Here is a 16,363-nt window from a genome sequence, read left to right as displayed (position 1 = left end):
AGGGCGTCGGGCTTGCGCCGCAGCAGCTGCGCCATGGCCTCGGCGACGAGCTCGCCTCCCGCCTCCGCGTCCGCGACGATGACGACTTCCACGCTGGGGCCCTGCCGATCTGGTGTGGTTACTGATCAGTGTGGTTTAGACCAATCGAAAAGAATGGTACCGCGCACATCCCGGATACGTCAGCGCCCCCCGTGGCATCCACCCGGCACCGGGAGGAACCGGTGGCTCTCGCGGACATTGCCATGGCCATCCGGCCCCGTAGGTGACCCGGGCGGGCTAGGCTTCGAAGCGCCACGTTGCACCAACTCCCGACCGTGGACACAACTGCTGGTCCAGTCCACAATGCGGGAGGACACATTCTTCCGTCTTCCCCGCACAGGAAGGCGGACCGAGGAACCGGAGCTCTCTGCCCTGACTGCCCCGGCTCCTCATCCATCGGCCGACCGGGACCGCACACCCCACGGCCGTTGCTGCTCCGGGCTGCGGTGCCGGGAGGGTTGAGGGTCCCTCCCAGGCGCCGCGGCCCGCGGGTGTTTTCGGCCAGGTCCGAGCCCCCGGGTACGCTCGCAGACGTGCCCTCCATGAACGAACTCGTACGCCAGCACACCGCCCTCGACGACTCCGACCTCGAGTGGCTCCACCTGCTGGTCTCGGAGTGGCAGCTGCTCTCCGACCTCTCCTTCGCGGACCTGGTCCTGTGGGTCCCCACCCGCGACGGCGCCCGGTACGTCTCGGTCGCCCAGATGCGGCCCAACACCGGCCCCACCTCGTACCAGGACGACATGGTCGGCCATCTGGTCCCGCGCGGCCGCCGCCCCATGCTGGACGCGGCGCTGGACGAGGGCCGGATCGTGCGCGAGGGCGACCCGGAGTGGCGCGAGGAGGTCCCGGTCCGGGTCGAGTCGATCCCCGTACGACGGGAGGGGCGGGTCCTCGGCGTCATCGCACGCAACACCAACCTGCTGACCGTCCGGACCCCGAGCCGCCTGGAGCTCACCTATCTGCAGAGCGCCTCCGACCTGGCGCAGATGATCGCGGCCGGCTCCTTCCCGTTCCCCAACCAGCAGGTCGACATGGACGCCTCGCCGCGCGTCGGTGACGGCCTGATCCGGCTGGACGCGGACGGTGTCGTCCAGTACGCCTCGCCGAACGCCCTGTCCGCCTACCACCGTCTCGGCCTCGCCGCCGACCTGGTCGGCCAGGAGCTGGGCACGACCACCGCCGAACTCGCCCCGACCCGCGGACCGGTGGACGAGGCGCTGGCCAAGGTCGCGAGCGGATGGGCGCCGCGCGAGTTCGAGATCGAGGCCAACGACGGCGTGATCCAGTTCCGGGCGATCCCGCTCAAGCCCAAGGGGACGCGCATCGGTTCGCTGGTCCTGCTCCGGGACGTCACCGAACTGAGGCGTCGCGAACGTGAGTTGATCACCAAGGACGCCACCATCCGGGAGATCCACCACCGGGTGAAGAACAACCTCCAGACGGTGGCCGCCCTGCTGCGTCTCCAGGCACGGCGCATCGACTCCGAGCGCGGCCGGGAGGCGCTGGAGGAGGCCGTGCGGCGGGTCGGCTCCATCGCCATCGTCCACGAGACGCTGTCCCAGAACCTGGACGAGCGAGTGGAGTTCGACGAGATCGCCGACCGTGTGCTCGCGATGGTCGCCGAGATCTCGCCGGGCAAGGTGACGGGCCGGCGCAGCGGCCGTTTCGGCATCCTCGACGCAGAGGTCGCCACCCCGCTGTCCATGGTCCTGACCGAGATCCTGCAGAACGCCCTGGAACACGGCTTCCGTGAGGGCGACACGGGCACCGTCGAGGTCTCCGCGGTCCGCGGCGGCACCACCAAGGAGGCCCGCCTGCTGGTCACCGTCCAGGACGACGGCGTCGGCCTCCCCGACGACTTCGATCCCCACCGCTCGGGCAACCTGGGCCTGCAGATCGTACGGACCCTGGTGGAGGGTGAGCTGGGCGGCACCTTCGACATGGTCCCGGCACCGGAGCGGGGGACGCGGGTGATCCTGGACATTCCGGTGCGGGCGCAGAAATAGCCGCGGACAGGGCGAAGACACCCCGGACAGCATTGAGCCCCGGACCACAAGTGGTCCGGGGCTGAAGCTCGTTGCTGCTCTGTCAAGCGCATCGGGGGTACTGCGCGCTGCGGCTCGGGGGCGGGAGATGCGTACGCGCTGTACGCGCCGCCAAGCTCAGGCTGTCAGCAGGGGTGGGTTGTCAGGCGGAGGCCTGACGAGCCCGGTTGCGGGCGGCGCGGCGCTTCATGGCGCGGCGCTCGTCCTCGCTGAGACCACCCCAGACGCCGGAGTCCTGGCCGGACTCGAGCGCCCACTGCAGACACTGCTCGATAACCGGGCAGCGACGGCAGACGGCCTTGGCTTCCTCGATCTGCAGCAGCGCAGGACCGGTGTTGCCGATGGGGAAGAAGAGCTCGGGGTCTTCCTCGCGGCAAACGGCGTTGTGACGCCAGTCCATGGCTGCTACCTCTCCTTGGTATGACATTCAGGTTGCTTGTGAATGTGAACGCTTTCACGAATCCCTCAACAAGTGAAGGGCCGACCGCCGAGTCTTCCCCGGCGTGGTCCTGAGTTTGTAGAGGGGTTCCGGTGATCAGTGGAGGCCGGTGTTGCGGGCCGTCCCGATCGCCACGTAGAGACTCGCAAACCTCAGCGGCGGATACAACCCCTTCCGGAAAGTTTTTTTTGATTCCTCGGTGTCGACTAGGTCACAGCCGTACTTCCATGGGGTGGATCCTGGCCTAAACGTTCGAGTGAAAGGACTTTAGCCCGTTCCGCTCACACAATCACACGCAGTGCACGGCGTACGCCTGTGAACGTCACGCTGGTACGCAGTCCCAGGTGGTCGCCGTCCATCTGAAGGGGGAGCGGCACCTTCGAATGCAAGGTGAAGCGGTCCAGATCGTGCAGGGAGCTGGCGTGCCTGCCATGGGGGCCGCGCTCGGGGGACGAAGTGAGCAACTGGGTGCCATACCGGGCAACCGCGGCCGTCGACAGACGGCTGAGACCGAGCACGTCGAGGCCCTTATCGAACGAGGCCTTAGGTGACGTGTACATCGGGCGATTGCCGAGATACGTCCAAGGCGACGTGTTCGAGACTATCGCCACCACGAGATCGGTGACCGGGTCCCCGCCGGGGCGTTCGAGCGTGATCGTGCCGTGCCGGCGGTGCGGCTCGCCGAGGAACTGCCGGACGACCTGACGGACGTACAAGGCGTGCGTCGACTTCCTGCCGCGCTCGCGCTGCTGCTCGACCCGGCCGACCACGCCCGCGTCGAAACCGAGGCCCGCGTTGAACGTGAACCAGCGGGAGGGAACCGCCTCGTCCTCGGTGCCGGGCGTGCCGGAGGCCAGGCCGAGGCCGACGACCCGCTCGCGGCCCTCGCGCAGTGCGTCCAGCAGGGCACCGGTGGCCTCGACGTTGTCGTTGGGCAGACCCAGGGCGCGGGCGAAGACGTTGGTGGAGCCGCCGGGGACCACGGCGAGCCCGGGCAGCCGGTCCAGGTCGGGGCCGGCGTGCAGCAGACCGTTGACCACCTCGTTGACGGTGCCGTCGCCGCCGAGGGCCACGACCAGGTCGATGTCGTCGCTCTCCGCCGCCTGCCGGCCCAGGTCCCGTGCGTGGCCGCGGTACTCGGTGGTCACGGCGTCGAGCTTCATCTCGCTCGCCAGCGCATGGATCAGCACGTCACGCCTGCGTGCGCTTGTGGTGGTTGCCGCCGGATTGACCACGAGAAGTGCACGCATGGGTTGCAGGTTACCTACTGGGTGGTACCGGGCCCAGAGCGAGGTAGGTATCCGGTAAGAGAAGGGGGCGTGAGCCTGGACACCCCGGCTTCCGGGCGAGGGCTACCCTTCAGTGGTGAGCAGCGAGCAGAACCCCACTCCCGAGACCCCCGCGAAGGCCGAGGGCCCCCGTCCGCGCCGGCTGACCTACGCGGCGGCACTGGCCGGACTGGAGGGGTTCGCGCTGGCGGCCGGGGGCGTGGGGACGCTCGTCCTCGGTGTGACGGGCGCCCCGGACGACCGGCAGCAGGCCGTGACCCTGGGTATCACCCTGATCGTGCTCGCCCTGCTGCCGCTGCTCGCCGCGCGCGGCCTGCTGCTGCGGCGCGGCTGGAGCCGGGGACCCGCCGTGATCACACAGATCATGGCCCTCCCGGTCGCCTACAGCCTGCTCCAGGCCGACAGCGCCGCGATCCCTGCCGGTATCGCCCTGGCCGTCGTCGCGCTGACCGCGCTGGTCCTCCTGCTGAACCCCGCCACGACCGAGGCCCTCGGCATCAAGGGGCCGGGCCGGGCGGAGCGGTAGGTCTCCGCGACGCCGGCAGGGCTGCCTTCCGGCCCCACCGGCTACTCCTCGACCAGCAGTTTCTCCCGCAGCTGGGCCAGGGTGCGGGCCAGGAGCCGGGAGACGTGCATCTGAGAGATGCCGACCTCCTGCGCGATCTGGGACTGTGTCATGTTGCCGAAGAAACGGAGAAGAAGGATCCGCTTCTCCCGGGGCGGGAGATCCTCCAGCAGGGGCTTGAGGGACTCGCGGTACTCGACGCCCTCCAGGGCCTCGTCCTCCGCGCCGAGGGTGTCGGCCACCGCCGGGGACTCGTCGTCCGTGTCGGGAACGTCCAGGGAAAGCGTGGAGTAGGCGTTCGCCGACTCCAGGCCCTCCAGGACCTCCTCCTCGGAGATCGCGAGCTTCTCGGCCAGCTCGTGCACCGTGGGGGAACGCCCGTGCTGCTGGGACAGCTCGGCCGTGGCCGTGGTGAGCGAAAGCCGCAGCTCCTGCAGCCGGCGCGGCACCCGGACCGCCCAGCCCTTGTCCCGGAAGTGCCGCTTGATCTCGCCGACGACCGTGGGCGTGGCGTACGTGGAGAACTCCACGCCCCGGTCGGGGTCGAAGCGGTCGACCGACTTGATCAGTCCGATGGTGGCGACCTGGGTGAGGTCGTCCAGCGGCTCGCCACGGTTGCGGAAGCGGCGCGCGAGATGCTCGACGAGCGGCAGGTGCATGCGGACCAGCTGGTTGCGCAGCTCCGCGTACTCGGGGCTGCCGCTGCTCAGCGCCCGCAGCTCGACGAACATCGCACGCGCTCCACTGCGGTCCTGCGGGTCGTGCTGCGCGCCCTGCAGGGCCGGTACGGCCTGCGCCTCCAGCTCGTCGTCCCGTCCGTGCTCGCTCATCGTCCCGCCCGTCGCCCTTCCCCGAGCCCTCGCCTCCGTCCGGGCCGGGGACACCCCGCTCCGCCGCTCCAGAGGCGCGCCCTGCGCGGCACCTGTCTGATCCCGCTGCCCGTCGTCCGGGAAGCCGGCCTCCGCGGAGGGGTCCTCCGGGTGCGGCCTGGCCTGCTCGGGGATCCCGTCGATGCCGTCCCGCACGCGTGGGGAACCGTCCGCAGAGCCCGCGCCTCCGATCGGCAGCTCGCGTGTGCCGCGCTCTTCGTCCCGCACCGGACCGTCCCCGTTCCTCACGCCGGCCCGGGTCCCGCGCCGCGCTGTTTGTAGAGGCTGATCGACACGGTCTTGTCCTCGTCGACGGCCGAGGAGACCTTGCCCGCCAGGGCCGACAGCACGGTCCAGGCGAAGGTGTCCCGCGAGGGAGCGTGCCCGTCCGTGGTCGGCGCCGAGACCGTGACCTCGAGCGAGTCGTCGACGAGCCGGAAGACACAGCTGAGCACGGAGCCGGGCACGGCCTGCTGGAGCAGGATCGCGCAGGCCTCGTCCACGGCGATGCGCAGGTCCTCGATCTCGTCCAGGGTGAAGTCCAAGCGTGCGGCGAGACCGGCCGTCGCCGTCCGTAGCACCGACAGGTAGGCACCCGCAGCCGGCAGCCGGACTTCCACGAAGTCCTGGGTCGCGGGCTCGCCTGCGATCTGGGACACCCTCACCTCCATGGTGGTACAAGCTTTAAGGGGCCGAGGGTCGCCCCTCGGGGTAACGCGATACGTGGTTCAGCGGTGACGCTATCGCGCTCCGAACGTTCCTGTCCCCGGGACCCCAACCCCCTGGCGTCACTCACAGTAAAGCTGTGGATACGCTCCGTGTCTAGAGGTCCGGCGGGCCCAATTGGGAAGAGCGCGCGCCGGTTTGACGTACCCAGACGTCAGACGCTCGAACCGTCCCGATCGACGCCTGCTTACAGGGTCACACGAGTACGTGGTCGACGAAGCACCAGCGCCAGCTCTCTCCGGGTTCGAAGGTCCGCATCACCGGATGACCGGACTTCTGATGATGTTCCGTGGCATGCCTCCCGGGCGAGGAGTCGCAGCAGCCGACGTGGCCACAGGTCAGACACTTCCGCAGCTGTACCGGGTGCGTGCCGTCCGCGAGACACTCCGGACAGGTCTCGTTCTGCGGTTCGGGCTCCGGGTGCGGCAGCGCGTCGGCGTGCGTGCACTGTTTCATGATTGCCAGATTACGACGGGCGCGCGGGTGACCGCGCGGAAAACGAGGGCGGGCGAGGACGATGGACGTGATGCCGCTGCTGTTCCTGGTGGCGGGGAGTGCCGCGGTCGCGGGGGCGGCCCGGCGGACGCCGGTCCCGGCGCCGCTGCTGCTGGTGGCGGTCGGGCTGATGGTCTCGTACATCCCCGGGGTGCCCGACTACACCCTCGACCCCGAGGTCGTGCTGCCCCTCCTGCTGCCCCCGCTGCTGTACACGTCGGCGACCGACAGCTCCTACCTCGACCTGCGGGCCCAGCTGCGGCCGGTGGCGCTGCTGTCGGTGGGATACGTGCTCTTCGCGACCTTCGTCGTCGGCTGGGCCGTCTACGTGATCGTTCCCGGGATGCCGCTGACCGCCGCACTGGTGCTGGGCGCGGTGGTCGCGCCGCCGGACGCGGTCGCGGCGACGGCGGTCGCCCGTCGCGTCGGTCTGCCCTCCCGGATCACCACGATCCTCCAGGGCGAGTCCCTGCTGAACGACGCCACCGCGATCACCGCCTACAAGGTCGCCCTCGCCGCGGCCGTCGGCGAGGGCGCCACCTGGCTCGGCGGGGTCGGTGAGTTCCTGCTCGCGGCGGTCGGCGGGGTCGGTGTCGGCCTGGTCCTGATGGCTCCCCTCCACTGGCTGCGCACCCACCTGAGGGAACCCCTGCTGCAGAACACGCTCTCGCTGCTCATCCCGTTCGTCGCCTATGGCGTCGCCGAGCAGCTGCACGCCTCCGGAGTCCTCGCCGTCGTGGTCGTCGCCCTCTACCTCGGCCACCGCGCGTGGGAGGTCGACTTCGCCACCCGGCTCCAGGAGGAGGCGGTGTGGAAGATGGTCGCCTTCGTGCTGGAGTCCGCGGTCTTCGCGCTCATCGGACTGCAGCTGCCGGTCGTCCTGAGGGGCCTCGGGGAGTACGAGGGTCTCGCCGCCACCTGGTACGCGGTGGCCCTCTTCCTGGTGGTGGTCGCGGCCCGGTTCGTATGGGTGTATCCGGCGACCTTCCTGCCGCGCCTGCTGTCGTCGCGGATCAGGGAACGGGAGGCGAACCCCACCTGGAAGGGCGCGATGGTCACCTCGTGGGCCGGGATGCGGGGCGTGGTCTCCCTGGCCATCGCCTTCTCCATCCCGCGCACGGTGCACGGCGGCGGTCCCTTCCCGCAGCGCGACCTGATCCTGTTCCTGACCTTCACCACGGTGATCGGGACACTGGTGGCACAGGGCCTGAGCCTGCCCCCGCTCATCCGCCTGCTGAGGTTCCCCGGCCGGGACGCGCAGGCCGAGACGCTCGCCGAGGCCAATGCCCAGGCGCAGGCCTCCCGGGTGGCCGAGCAGCGCCTCGAGGAGCTCCTCTCGGACGAGCGCAACACCCTGCCCCCGCCGCTCGCCGACCGCCTGCGCACCGTCCTGGAGCGTCGCCGCAACGCCGTCTGGGAGCGGCTCGGCGCGGTGAACCCGGTGACCGGCGAGACGGTCGACGACACCTACCGCCGGCTGTCCCGGGACATGATCAGCGCTGAGCGCGAGATGTTCGTCAGGCTGCGCGACCACCGTTACATCGACGACGAGATGCTGCGCACCCTGCTGCGCAGGCTGGACCTGGAGGAGGCGGCGGCGTACCGGGAGGCGGCATGACCCTGGCGGTACGGGCCGGTCACGGGAAGGGCCGGCCGGTGACGACGGCGGCGACCGTCGTCCCGCGCGGAAAGGCGCCCTCGCCGGCGAGGGCGACCAGCGCGTAGAGCAACTTGGCGACATACAGGCGCTCCACGGGCAGGCCGTGGCGGTCCTCGAAGTCCGCGGCGAAGGCTTCCAGTTCCGGGGTGACCCGCGCGTAGCCGCCGAAGTGGAAGCGGTCGTCGAGCGACCAGGTACCCCGGCGGCCGCCGAAGGCGCGCTCCTGCAGCTCCCGCGTCCCGGCGGTCAGGAAGCCTCCCTTCAGCACGGGTATGCCCAGGGCACGCCGGCCGGGGCCCAGGCCGGCGGCCGTGCCGGCGAGGGTGCCGCCGGTGCCGCAGGCGAGGGCGACGACGTCGACGAAGACGTCGTGGTCACGCAGCTCCCGGCCCAGCGCCTGGCAGCCGCGGACCGCTTCGGCGTTGCTGCCGCCCTCCGGGACGACGTAGGCGTCCGGCGTGCCGAGGGCGCGCAGGAGGGCGTCCAGGGTGCCGGGTTCGGTCTTACGACGATATGTCGATCTGTCGATGAAATGCAGGCGCATGCCGTCGGCCTCGCAGCGGGCCAGGGACGGGTTGCGGGGCCGGTCGGCCAGCTCCTGGCCGCGGACCACGCCGACGGTGGTCAGACCGAGGAGGCGGCCCGCGGCGGCGGTGGCCCGCAGATGGTTGGAGTACGCGCCGCCGAAGGTCACGATCGTGCGGCCGGCCGCCGCCTCGACGTTCGGGACCAGCTTGCGCCACTTGTTCCCGATCAGATCCGGGTGGATCAGATCGTCCCGTTTGAGCAGCAGGCGTACGCCGTGCCTCGTGAACCGCTCGTCGGTCACCTCCCACAGGGGGGAGGGGAGGCGGGGGCGGAGAGCGTCCGGGCTGGTCACGGGTTCATTGTCGCCCGGAAGGTGCGGTCGCCACGCCTTCGGGCGTTCCCTGATCCGCTCCCTCGGTCGCGGCGCAGAGCCCCTCCGCTCTCGGGACGCCGAGGAAATGCGAGCCGGCCCGGACAAGCCGCGCAAGCCGCGGGCGGTGAACGCGGTTCCTCTGTTTGCCCGCTAGTGCGATGATCCAATCCCGCTCTTTCGGGTAATGGCGCGGACACGTTGCGTAATGGGAATCTTGCCGCGAGACCGATGCCCGGCGCAGCTCGGCGCCGGAGCATGACCGGGAGGGCAATTCTCTATGTCGGTAGGCGAAGAGGTCCGCGAGGAACAGAACAGGCCGCAGCAGAGTCTGAACACCGCGGCGGCGCGGAACCTGGCCACGACCACCAAGTCCGCACCCCAGATGCAGGAGATCAGCTCCCGCTGGCTGCTGCGGATGCTGCCATGGGTGAACGTCCAGGGCGGCACGTACCGGGTCAACCGGCGACTGACGTACGCGCTCGGCGACGGGCGCATCACCTTCGTGAAGACCGGCGACCGCGTCGAGGTCGTCCCCGGCGAACTGGCCGAACTGCCGGCCCTGCGGTCCTACGACGACCAGGAGGTGCTGTCGGAGCTCGCCCGGCGCTGCAACCGGCGGGACTTCGCCCCGGGCGAGGTGATCGCCTCCTTCGGCAGCCGGACCGACAGGGTCTACCTGCTCGCCCACGGCAGGATCGAGAAGGTCGGCACGGGTCCGTACGGCGACGACGCGGTCCTGGGCGTCCTCGCCGACGGCGCGTACTTCGGCGAGCAGGCGCTCCTCGACCCGGACGCCATCTGGGAGTACACCGCGCGCGCGGACACCGCCTGTACGGTGCTCATCCTCTCCCGCGAGGACTTCGAGCAGGTCGCCGAGCGCGCCGACTCCCTGCGCGAGCACGTCCGGCAGCGGCGCTCGATCCCGCAGCAGCGCACCAACAAGTACGGAGAGAAGGCGGTCGACCTGGCGGCCGGCCACAGCGGCGAGCCGGACATCCCGCACACCTTCGTCGACTACGAGGCCAGCCCGCGCGAGTACGAGCTGAGCATCGCGCAGACCGTGCTGCGCATCCACACGCGCGTGGCCGACCTCTACAACCAGCCGATGAACCAGACCGAGCAGCAAATCCGGCTCACTGTAGAGGCGTTGAAGGAGCGTCAGGAACACGAGCTGATCAACAACCGTGAGTTCGGCCTGCTCAGCAACTGCCAGTACGACCAGCGGCTCCAGCCGCACGACGGCGTGCCCAGCCCGGACGACATGGACGAACTGCTCAGCCGCCGGCGCGGCACCAAGCTGTTCCTCGCCCACCCGCGCGCGATCTCCGCGTTCGGCCGCGAGCTGAACAAGCGCGGCCTCGTCCCCGAGACCATCGACATGGGCGGTAACCGCATCCCCACCTGGCGCGGGGTGCCGATCTTCCCGTGCAACAAGATCCCGGTCACCGAGGCACGGACGAGCTCCATCATCGCCATGCGACTGGGAGAGGAGGAACAGGGCGTCATCGGGCTGCGCCAGTCGGGCATCCCGGACGAGATCGAGCCCAGCCTGTCCGTGCGCTTCATGGGCATCAACGAACAGGCCATCATCAAATACCTGGTCACGGCCTACTACTCGGCCGCGGTCCTGGTACCGGACGCGCTGGGCGTCCTGGAGAACGTCGAGATCGGCCGCTGGAGGTGACGTTTCCGCACCTCGCCGCCGTGTCCCCGTCCGCCGGGACGGGTAGACCCTCCGGGTACGCGCTCAGTCGGGGCAAAAACGCTACGGTCCGCGGACTTTGCGAGGGGGACCCATGGCCGAGTTCATGACGGGTACGAAGCAGCGCCCGGGGGAGTCGCCGCTGCCCGGCAGGATGCTGAACGCGCCCCCACGGGGGGAGCCCGCCGGGGAGGGCGGCCCTGGGCCGGCCGACGGGCACGAGGCGATGGCGATCCTGGACCGGTCCCGGGCCTCGGTCGACCCCGAACTGCGCGACGCCGTAGAGTCGTTGCCCGGCCCGATGCGGCGGATCGCGCAGTACCACTTCGGGTGGCGGCACGCGGACGGCACCCCGGCGACCGGCAGTGCGGGCAAGGCCATACGTCCCGCGCTTGTCCTCGCGGCGGCCGACGCGGTGGGCGGGCCGGGGGCTCGGGCGGCGTCCCTGCGGGCGGCCGCGGCGGTGGAACTGGTCCACAACTTCACGCTGCTGCACGACGACGTGATGGACCGCGACACCACCCGTCGGCACCGGCCCACGGCGTGGACCGTGTTCGGCGTCCCCGACGCGATCCTCGCCGGGGACGCCCTGCAGGCGCTCGCCCTCCGGCTGCTCGCCGCGGACCCGCATCCCGCGTCCGGGGAGGCGGCCGCCCGGCTCGCGGACTGCGTCGTCGAACTGTGTGCCGGGCAGCACGCGGACACGGCCATGGAGAAACGGGCCCCGGGCGAGGTCACGCTCGACGAGGTGCTCGGCATGGCCGAGGCCAAGACCGGCGCGCTGCTGGGGTGCGCCTGCGCGCTCGGGGCGTTGTACGCGGGGGCGACGGCGGAGGACGTGGCGGCGCTGGACGCCTTCGGCCGCCAGGCGGGGCTCGCCTTCCAGCTGATCGACGACATCATCGGCATATGGGGCGACCCCGAGCTCACCGGCAAGCCGGCCGGGGCGGATCTCGCGGCCCGCAAGAAGTCGCTGCCCGTCGTCGCCGCGCTCACCTCGGGCACCCCGTCCGCCGCCGAACTCGCCGAGCTGTACGGGAAGCCGCATGAGGAAGGGGACACCGACGGGATCGCCCGCACGGCCCGGGCCGTGGAACGGGCCGGCGGCCGGGACTGGGCGCAGGCCCAGGCCGCCGACCGGATGGCCCGGGCGATGCAGGAGCTGGCCCGGGCGGTCCCGGATCCGGAGGCGGCGGGCGGTCTGCTGGCGCTGGCGGAGTTCGTGACCCGGCGCAGCAGCTGAGGCCGGCGCCCGCCGGCCGTGCAGAGACCCCGGAGCCTCCGGGACCGTGCGGCTCCTGACCCCGCACCGGTCACCGGGGGCTCCGGCCAGGCGGGTCCCGCACATCCCCACGGTGTGCGGGCCCCGCCCCTGGGCCCTGGCCGGTGCGACAGGCGCGGAACCCAGGGCCGCCCTACTCTGGGGAGCATGGGAGGCGAAGGGCCGGTCTGTCCGGAGTGCGGACAGCCCGTCGAGACGGTCGTCCGGCGGTACAAGACGCTGGGTGCCTGGGTTCCGCTGTGGGTGCCCGGCCCGTGCCGCAACCCCGACTGCCCGGCGTACGCCGCACCCGCGCCCCGGGAGCGGGCCCGCCCCCCGGCGCCCCCCGGAGACGGGCCGCGGCGGGAACCCGGCCCGTAGCGTGGCCGCATGACGAAACTGCCGTACATCCTGCACATCACCGAACGCTCCCTGTGGGACGCGGCGCGCGAGCGCGGCACCTACGAGATGTCGACCCGCGGCCGCACCCTCCAGGAGGAGGGATTCGTCCACTTCTCCACCCGCGACCAGCTCCCGCGTGTCGCCGCCTTCCTGTACGGCTCCTACGAGGGCCCCGACGACCTGGTGGTCCTGGTCGTCGACCCCGGCCGGCTCCGGGTGCCCGTGCGGTACGAGGCCGTGGAACCGGGCGGCGAGGAGTTCCCCCACGTGTACGGGCCCGTGCCGGTCGACGCCGTGGTGGAGGTGGAGCCCTGGGGGTGACGGGCCTCCCCGGGCGGCAGCGCGCCGGTCCGCGGGTCCCGGCCGGTCAGGCGTAGATCCCGCCCGCCGGATCCCGCACATTCCCGGGCGCGGTCCAGGCGCCCGGCCGGCCGGGCGACGAAGGCGTACGTCCAGCGGATGTTCACGCGTCCGTCCGCTCGATGAACCGCAGCATGTTCCCGGCCGGATCGCGGAAGGCGCAGTCGCGCACGCCGTACGGCTGGTCCGTCGGCTCCTGCAGCACCTCGCCGCCGGCCTCCTCGACCCGCGCGTACAGGGCGTCGCAGTCCCGGGTGGTGAAGATGACCCCGCGCAGCATGCCCTTGGCGAGCAGTTCGGCCATCATCTCCCGGTCGGCGGGCGAGGCGTCCGGGTTCATGCCCGGCGGCTCCAGCACGATCTCCACGTCCGGCTGGAGCGGCGAACCGACGGTCACCCACCGCATCCCCTCGAAGCCGACGTCGTTGCGGACTTCCATGCCCAGGACGTCGACGTAGAAGTGGAGCGCCTTGTCGTGGTCGTCGACGGCGATGAAGCACTGCTTGAGTTTCAGGTCCATGTGCTCACGCTAGTTCTGGGCGGCCGGACCGCGCTGCCTCAGCTCATGGCCCAGACGTACGGGTCGTGTCCGGCGGGGACGGGGCGGGGTGTGGCGGGGCCGGGCGCGGGAGGCCGGATGCCGGAGCCGGCGGCGAGGGCCGCGCGCACATGGTGCTCCGTCACGGCAGGGGTCCCGTCCGGTGGCGTGTCGGAGCGTGCGGCCCGTATCCGCGCCAGTGCCGCGGCCTCGTCCAGCAGGCCGATCGCCGAGCCGGGCAGGGACTGGTCGGGGACGTGGTCCCGGGCCAGGGCGGTGGCGGTCTCCAGGGCGTCGGCGGCGAACAGGACGTCGTGGTGGTTCTCCAGGCGATCGGCGGCGGCCCGGAGGATGTCCCGCAGCTCGTCGTCGGACGGTTCCGCCACGGGCACCGGCTGGACGAGCCGGTCGAGCCCGGGGTCCGGTGACAGCCGCTCGTACTGCGCCCGCCCGCAGTCGCCGAAGACGAAGACGCCGGGGGTGCCGAGCAGGGGGCGGAACAGGTTCAGGGGCGTCGTGACGCCGTCGGACAGATGCAGGGGGGTGAGGGCGCCGTCGAGGTAGAGGACGACATGAGGGCTGCTGTGGAACTCGTCCAGCAGGCCGGCGACGAGGGCGCCCGCCCGGGCCCGGTGCCGCGGGTCGGCCAGGGCGGTGCCGAGGTCCAGCGCCCGGACGGTGTGGTCCCGCAGCGCCGCGGGCAGCCGCCCTCCCGCGATCGCCGAGGCGACGCCCACGGCCACGGACGTCCTGCCGACTCCGGGCTCCCCGACGAGCAGGGGGAAGGTGCGGTGGTGGCGGGTGAGCACCTGGATCACCCGGTCGATCTCCGTCCCGCGGCCGACGACGGGCCGCGGGACGAGCTCGCGGGTGACGGCGTGCAGGAGGCCGGGTGCCGCGGCGGACTCGGCCCGGCCGGTGCGGGCATCCTGGACGACCGGCCCCCGCACCCGGTCGGGATCCACCCCGTTCGCCTTCAGGACCTCGAGGGCGGTGCCGCCGCCGAGGGAGGTCAGGGCGAGCAGGATGTGCGCGGGCCGTACGTCCGTGCTGCCGAGCCGGTCGGCTTCCAGGGGCGCTTGTTCCAGCGCGGCCCTGGCACGGGAGCTGAACGGGAGGTGCTGGGGCGACCTGGTGGCGCCGAGGCCGCGGGCTCCCACCACCGCCCCGCGCAACTGGGCGGCCGGCACTCCCAGGAGTTGTTCGACCTCCGGTTCGAGCAGTCCCAGGAGGAGGTGTTCCGTGCCGATGTACGGGTGTCTGAACTGCCGCGCCTGTTCGGCGGCGCGTTCCACCGCACCCCGCGCCGCGTCGCTGAAGCGCTCGAACATCATCCCGCCCCCTCGCCTTCCACCCCCGCCAGGTCCTGCCGGGCCCGGCGCGTATGCGGATGCTCCGCCCCCAGCACCCTCTCCCGCTCCGCCACCAGCTGCCGCAGCAGCGCCGCCGCCTCGTCCCGGGCGCCGGTCAGCGCCAGGTTGCGGGCCAGGATGTGCCGGGTGCGCAGGGTGTGCGGGTGTTCGGCGCCCAGGACGCGGCCCCGGTCGGCCAGCAGCACCCGCAGCATGGCGATGGCCTCCTCGCGGTGACCGGCCTCGCCGAGGTTGACGGCGAGGAACTGGCGGGTGCGCAGGGTGTCCTCGTGGTCGGGGCCGAGCAGCCCCAGCTGGTCGGCGAGCAGCTGCCGGAGCAGTCCGGCGGCCTCCACGGGGGTGCCGGCGCCCCCGAGGCTGTGTGCGTAGGACTGGCGGGTGCGCAGCGTGTCGGGGTCCTCGGGACCGAGGATCCGGGTCTGCTCGTCGAGGATCTTCTGCAGCTGACCGGCCGCGCCCTTCCAGTCCCCGGCCTTGCCCTGCTCCACCGCGGCGACGTGCCGTCTGCGCAGCTCGGGCCCGGCGGTCGCGGCGAAGGCGCGGTTGATGCCCAGGGCGATGCGGTGCGCGGTGCCGGCGCCGCGGTTGAGCGGGGTGGGCAGGCCCTCGGCCTCCATGATCGACCGGAGCCGCCGGTAGAGGTCGTCGATGGTGAGCAGCTCGGGCCCGCCGACCACACCCTCGCGCAGCAGCCGCATGAACCGGCCGGAGAACGCGGTGTGGTCCTCCTCCGGCAGCGCGAGGGCGACCTGGTCGCGCTGCGCCGAGGTCAGCACATAGGTGCCGGCCACCTCCAGCTGCCCGATCCGCTCGGCCTCGGCGCCGGAGAGGGAGTCGGAGACGGCCCGGCCGGAGAAGCAGCAGTCGAGGACGACCACCTTGGTCCCGGCGGGGCTGTCGAGCACGGCGTCGCGCAGCTTGTCGTACTCCAGGGAGTTGAACTCCGGCGCCGCCCACTCGCTGTCGGGCAGCGCCAGGTACAGCTCGTGGCGCCTGCCGCTGACCAGCCCGTGTCCGGCGTAGTACACGAGGAGCAGGTCCTCCGCCTCGGCCACGGCGGCCCGCAGCCGTCCGCCGACGGTCCTGAGGTCGCCCTCGTCGAGCAGCACCGTGCAGTGGCTGTCGGGGACCAGTCCGTAGTACTGGTCGGTGAAGAGGCCCGCCAGGTCGGTGATGGTGCGGTTGACGGCCGGGAGGTCGGGCAGGGCCGGGTCGCAGTAGTGGCCGGCGCCGATCAGCACGACCCGGGAGCGGTGGGGGTCGGGGAGGCGCACGTCAGTCCCGCGCGCTCTGCTCCGGCCCCTCCTCGCGGGCCTGCCGCAGGAGCCGGGCCACGTCCTCGGCGTCGACCCGCTCGGCGTCGATCTCCACGACGCGCCCGCCGTCCAGCTCGACCTTCAGGCGTACGTCGCTGCGGCGCGGCTGGGCGAGCCAGGCGCGCAGGCAGGAGGCGAGCACGGTCAGCGGGCCGCCCGCCCCGAGCAGCACGGTCACCGTGTCCAGGGCGGTTCCCAGCTGCCCCGGAGCGGGTGTGCTCCCGGTCAGCCGGACCTTCCCGGCGAGCGCCGGTTCGCCTCTGAGCCAGTCGGCCAGGGACTCGGTGTCCCTGACCGGGTGCTCGCTCAGGACGGAGATGAGTGCGGTCGCCACGGCGCCCCCGTTTCCGCTCAGTGACCGTCAATGACCTTGATCGACA

The 16,363-nt window shown here is 71.8% G+C and carries 17 protein-coding genes and 1 pseudogene; 7 read left to right on the top strand and 11 right to left on the bottom strand.

All coding sequences use genetic code 11. The features are described 5' to 3' along the window. Positions 1-92: pseudogene (locus ABZX30_RS15065) on the bottom strand (glucosamine-6-phosphate deaminase); the annotation flags it as partial. Positions 93-572: 480 nt separating this feature from the next. On the opposite strand from ABZX30_RS15065, the gene ABZX30_RS15060 reads away from it, so the two are divergent. Next, positions 573-2,048: a PAS domain-containing sensor histidine kinase gene (locus ABZX30_RS15060; protein WP_355933429.1), complete on the top strand. Its 1,476-nt coding sequence runs from the start codon at positions 573-575 to the stop codon at positions 2,046-2,048. Between the two features lie 181 nt (positions 2,049-2,229). On the opposite strand, the gene ABZX30_RS15055 is transcribed toward ABZX30_RS15060, so the two are convergent. Together ABZX30_RS15055 and ABZX30_RS15050 are read right to left on the bottom strand one after the other, a co-directional pair. Next, a complete protein-coding gene (locus tag ABZX30_RS15055; protein WP_003992873.1) occupies positions 2,230-2,487 on the bottom strand; it encodes a WhiB family transcriptional regulator in 258 nt (85 codons plus the stop codon). A gap of 320 nt (positions 2,488-2,807) precedes the next feature. Then, positions 2,808-3,776 (bottom strand): diacylglycerol kinase family protein, encoded by a 969-nt coding sequence (locus tag ABZX30_RS15050; RefSeq protein ID WP_355933426.1) that lies wholly within the window; start codon positions 3,774-3,776, stop codon positions 2,808-2,810. Positions 3,777-3,891: 115 nt separating this feature from the next. Here ABZX30_RS15050 and ABZX30_RS15045 point away from each other — a divergent pair, with 115 nt between their 5' ends. Next, the gene (locus ABZX30_RS15045) at positions 3,892-4,341 is read left to right on the top strand and encodes a hypothetical protein (RefSeq protein ID WP_355933423.1); all 450 of its coding nucleotides are present in this window, start codon (positions 3,892-3,894) and stop codon (positions 4,339-4,341) included. A gap of 41 nt (positions 4,342-4,382) precedes the next feature. Here ABZX30_RS15045 and ABZX30_RS15040 read toward each other — a convergent pair whose 3' ends face one another. The 3 genes from ABZX30_RS15040 to ABZX30_RS15030 form a co-directional block, all read right to left on the bottom strand. Continuing rightward, positions 4,383-5,498: an RNA polymerase sigma factor SigF gene (locus ABZX30_RS15040; RefSeq protein WP_355933420.1), complete on the bottom strand. Its 1,116-nt coding sequence runs from the start codon at positions 5,496-5,498 to the stop codon at positions 4,383-4,385. Next, complete coding sequence (locus ABZX30_RS15035; RefSeq protein ID WP_004925829.1) at positions 5,495-5,908, bottom strand: anti-sigma regulatory factor; 414 nt, start codon at positions 5,906-5,908, stop codon at positions 5,495-5,497. The genes ABZX30_RS15040 and ABZX30_RS15035 overlap by 4 nt, the downstream gene beginning before the upstream one ends. Before the next feature lie 262 nt (positions 5,909-6,170). Further along, a complete protein-coding gene (locus ABZX30_RS15030; protein WP_355933417.1) occupies positions 6,171-6,431 on the bottom strand; it encodes a UBP-type zinc finger domain-containing protein in 261 nt (86 codons plus the stop codon). 61 nt (positions 6,432-6,492) lie between these two features. On the opposite strand from ABZX30_RS15030, the gene ABZX30_RS15025 reads away from it, so the two are divergent. Continuing rightward, positions 6,493-8,088: a Na+/H+ antiporter gene (locus ABZX30_RS15025; protein ID WP_355933414.1), complete on the top strand. Its 1,596-nt coding sequence runs from the start codon at positions 6,493-6,495 to the stop codon at positions 8,086-8,088. A 19-nt stretch (positions 8,089-8,107) separates the two neighbouring features. On the opposite strand, the gene ABZX30_RS15020 is transcribed toward ABZX30_RS15025, so the two are convergent. Further along, positions 8,108-9,010: a pyridoxal-phosphate dependent enzyme gene (locus tag ABZX30_RS15020; protein WP_355933411.1), complete on the bottom strand. Its 903-nt coding sequence runs from the start codon at positions 9,008-9,010 to the stop codon at positions 8,108-8,110. Between the two features lie 298 nt (positions 9,011-9,308). Here ABZX30_RS15020 and ABZX30_RS15015 point away from each other — a divergent pair, with 298 nt between their 5' ends. The 4 genes from ABZX30_RS15015 (at position 9,309) to ABZX30_RS15000 (ending at position 12,717) form a co-directional block, all read left to right on the top strand. Beyond that, positions 9,309-10,715 (top strand): family 2B encapsulin nanocompartment shell protein, encoded by a 1,407-nt coding sequence (locus ABZX30_RS15015; RefSeq protein ID WP_355933409.1) that lies wholly within the window; start codon positions 9,309-9,311, stop codon positions 10,713-10,715. A gap of 172 nt (positions 10,716-10,887) precedes the next feature. Further along, complete coding sequence (locus ABZX30_RS15010; protein ID WP_355933434.1) at positions 10,888-11,976, top strand: family 2 encapsulin nanocompartment cargo protein polyprenyl transferase; 1,089 nt, start codon at positions 10,888-10,890, stop codon at positions 11,974-11,976. A 186-nt stretch (positions 11,977-12,162) separates the two neighbouring features. Continuing rightward, entirely contained in the window at positions 12,163-12,375 is a 213-nt protein-coding gene (locus ABZX30_RS15005) for a hypothetical protein (RefSeq protein ID WP_355933406.1), read from the top strand. Between the two features lie 9 nt (positions 12,376-12,384). Beyond that, positions 12,385-12,717 (top strand): DUF952 domain-containing protein, encoded by a 333-nt coding sequence (locus ABZX30_RS15000; RefSeq protein ID WP_355933403.1) that lies wholly within the window; start codon positions 12,385-12,387, stop codon positions 12,715-12,717. A gap of 142 nt (positions 12,718-12,859) precedes the next feature. Here ABZX30_RS15000 and ABZX30_RS14995 read toward each other — a convergent pair whose 3' ends face one another. The 4 genes from ABZX30_RS14995 to ABZX30_RS14980 are packed head-to-tail and all read right to left on the bottom strand — an operon-like array spanning position 12,860 to position 16,317. After that, positions 12,860-13,276, bottom strand: coding sequence for a VOC family protein (locus tag ABZX30_RS14995; RefSeq protein ID WP_355933400.1), 417 nt, complete (start codon positions 13,274-13,276; stop codon positions 12,860-12,862). A 38-nt stretch (positions 13,277-13,314) separates the two neighbouring features. Beyond that, the gene (locus tag ABZX30_RS14990; protein ID WP_355933397.1) at positions 13,315-14,628 is read right to left on the bottom strand and encodes a Clp protease N-terminal domain-containing protein; all 1,314 of its coding nucleotides are present in this window, start codon (positions 14,626-14,628) and stop codon (positions 13,315-13,317) included. Next, on the bottom strand, positions 14,625-15,941 hold the full coding sequence (locus ABZX30_RS14985; RefSeq protein WP_355933395.1) for a tetratricopeptide repeat protein: 1,317 nt from the start codon (positions 15,939-15,941) through the stop codon (positions 14,625-14,627). The genes ABZX30_RS14990 and ABZX30_RS14985 overlap by 4 nt, the downstream gene beginning before the upstream one ends. 1 nt (position 15,942) lies before the next feature. Continuing rightward, positions 15,943-16,317, bottom strand: a complete 375-nt coding sequence (locus ABZX30_RS14980) for a hypothetical protein (protein WP_355933392.1) — start codon at positions 16,315-16,317, stop codon at positions 15,943-15,945. Positions 16,318-16,363: the final 46 nt, after the last annotated feature.

It is taken from the genome of Streptomyces sp. NPDC004542 (assembly GCF_040610035.1).
In the GTDB taxonomy this organism is placed as follows: domain Bacteria; phylum Actinomycetota; class Actinomycetes; order Streptomycetales; family Streptomycetaceae; genus Streptomyces.
The sequence above is the reverse complement of the archived record's forward strand: the minus strand, read 5'-3'. Positions and strand labels throughout refer to the sequence as shown.

Excerpts from the sequence above, each read along its gene's own strand:
- ABZX30_RS15005 (WP_355933406.1), top strand. The coding sequence starts at position 12,163 with ATGGGAGGCGAAGGGCCGGTCTGTCCGGAGTGCGGACAGCCCGTCGAG.
- ABZX30_RS15030 (WP_355933417.1), bottom strand. The coding sequence starts at position 6,431 with ATGAAACAGTGCACGCACGCCGACGCGCTGCCGCACCCGGAGCCCGAA.
- ABZX30_RS15050 (WP_355933426.1), bottom strand. The coding sequence starts at position 3,776 with ATGCGTGCACTTCTCGTGGTCAATCCGGCGGCAACCACCACAAGCGCA.
- ABZX30_RS15010 (WP_355933434.1), top strand. The coding sequence starts at position 10,888 with ATGCTGAACGCGCCCCCACGGGGGGAGCCCGCCGGGGAGGGCGGCCCT.
- ABZX30_RS15015 (WP_355933409.1), top strand. The coding sequence starts at position 9,309 with ATGTCGGTAGGCGAAGAGGTCCGCGAGGAACAGAACAGGCCGCAGCAG.
- ABZX30_RS15000 (WP_355933403.1), top strand. The coding sequence starts at position 12,385 with ATGACGAAACTGCCGTACATCCTGCACATCACCGAACGCTCCCTGTGG.
- ABZX30_RS14995 (WP_355933400.1), bottom strand. The coding sequence starts at position 13,276 with ATGGACCTGAAACTCAAGCAGTGCTTCATCGCCGTCGACGACCACGAC.
- ABZX30_RS15025 (WP_355933414.1), top strand. The coding sequence starts at position 6,493 with ATGGACGTGATGCCGCTGCTGTTCCTGGTGGCGGGGAGTGCCGCGGTC.
- ABZX30_RS15055 (WP_003992873.1), bottom strand. The coding sequence starts at position 2,487 with ATGGACTGGCGTCACAACGCCGTTTGCCGCGAGGAAGACCCCGAGCTC.
- ABZX30_RS14990 (WP_355933397.1), bottom strand. The coding sequence starts at position 14,628 with ATGATGTTCGAGCGCTTCAGCGACGCGGCGCGGGGTGCGGTGGAACGC.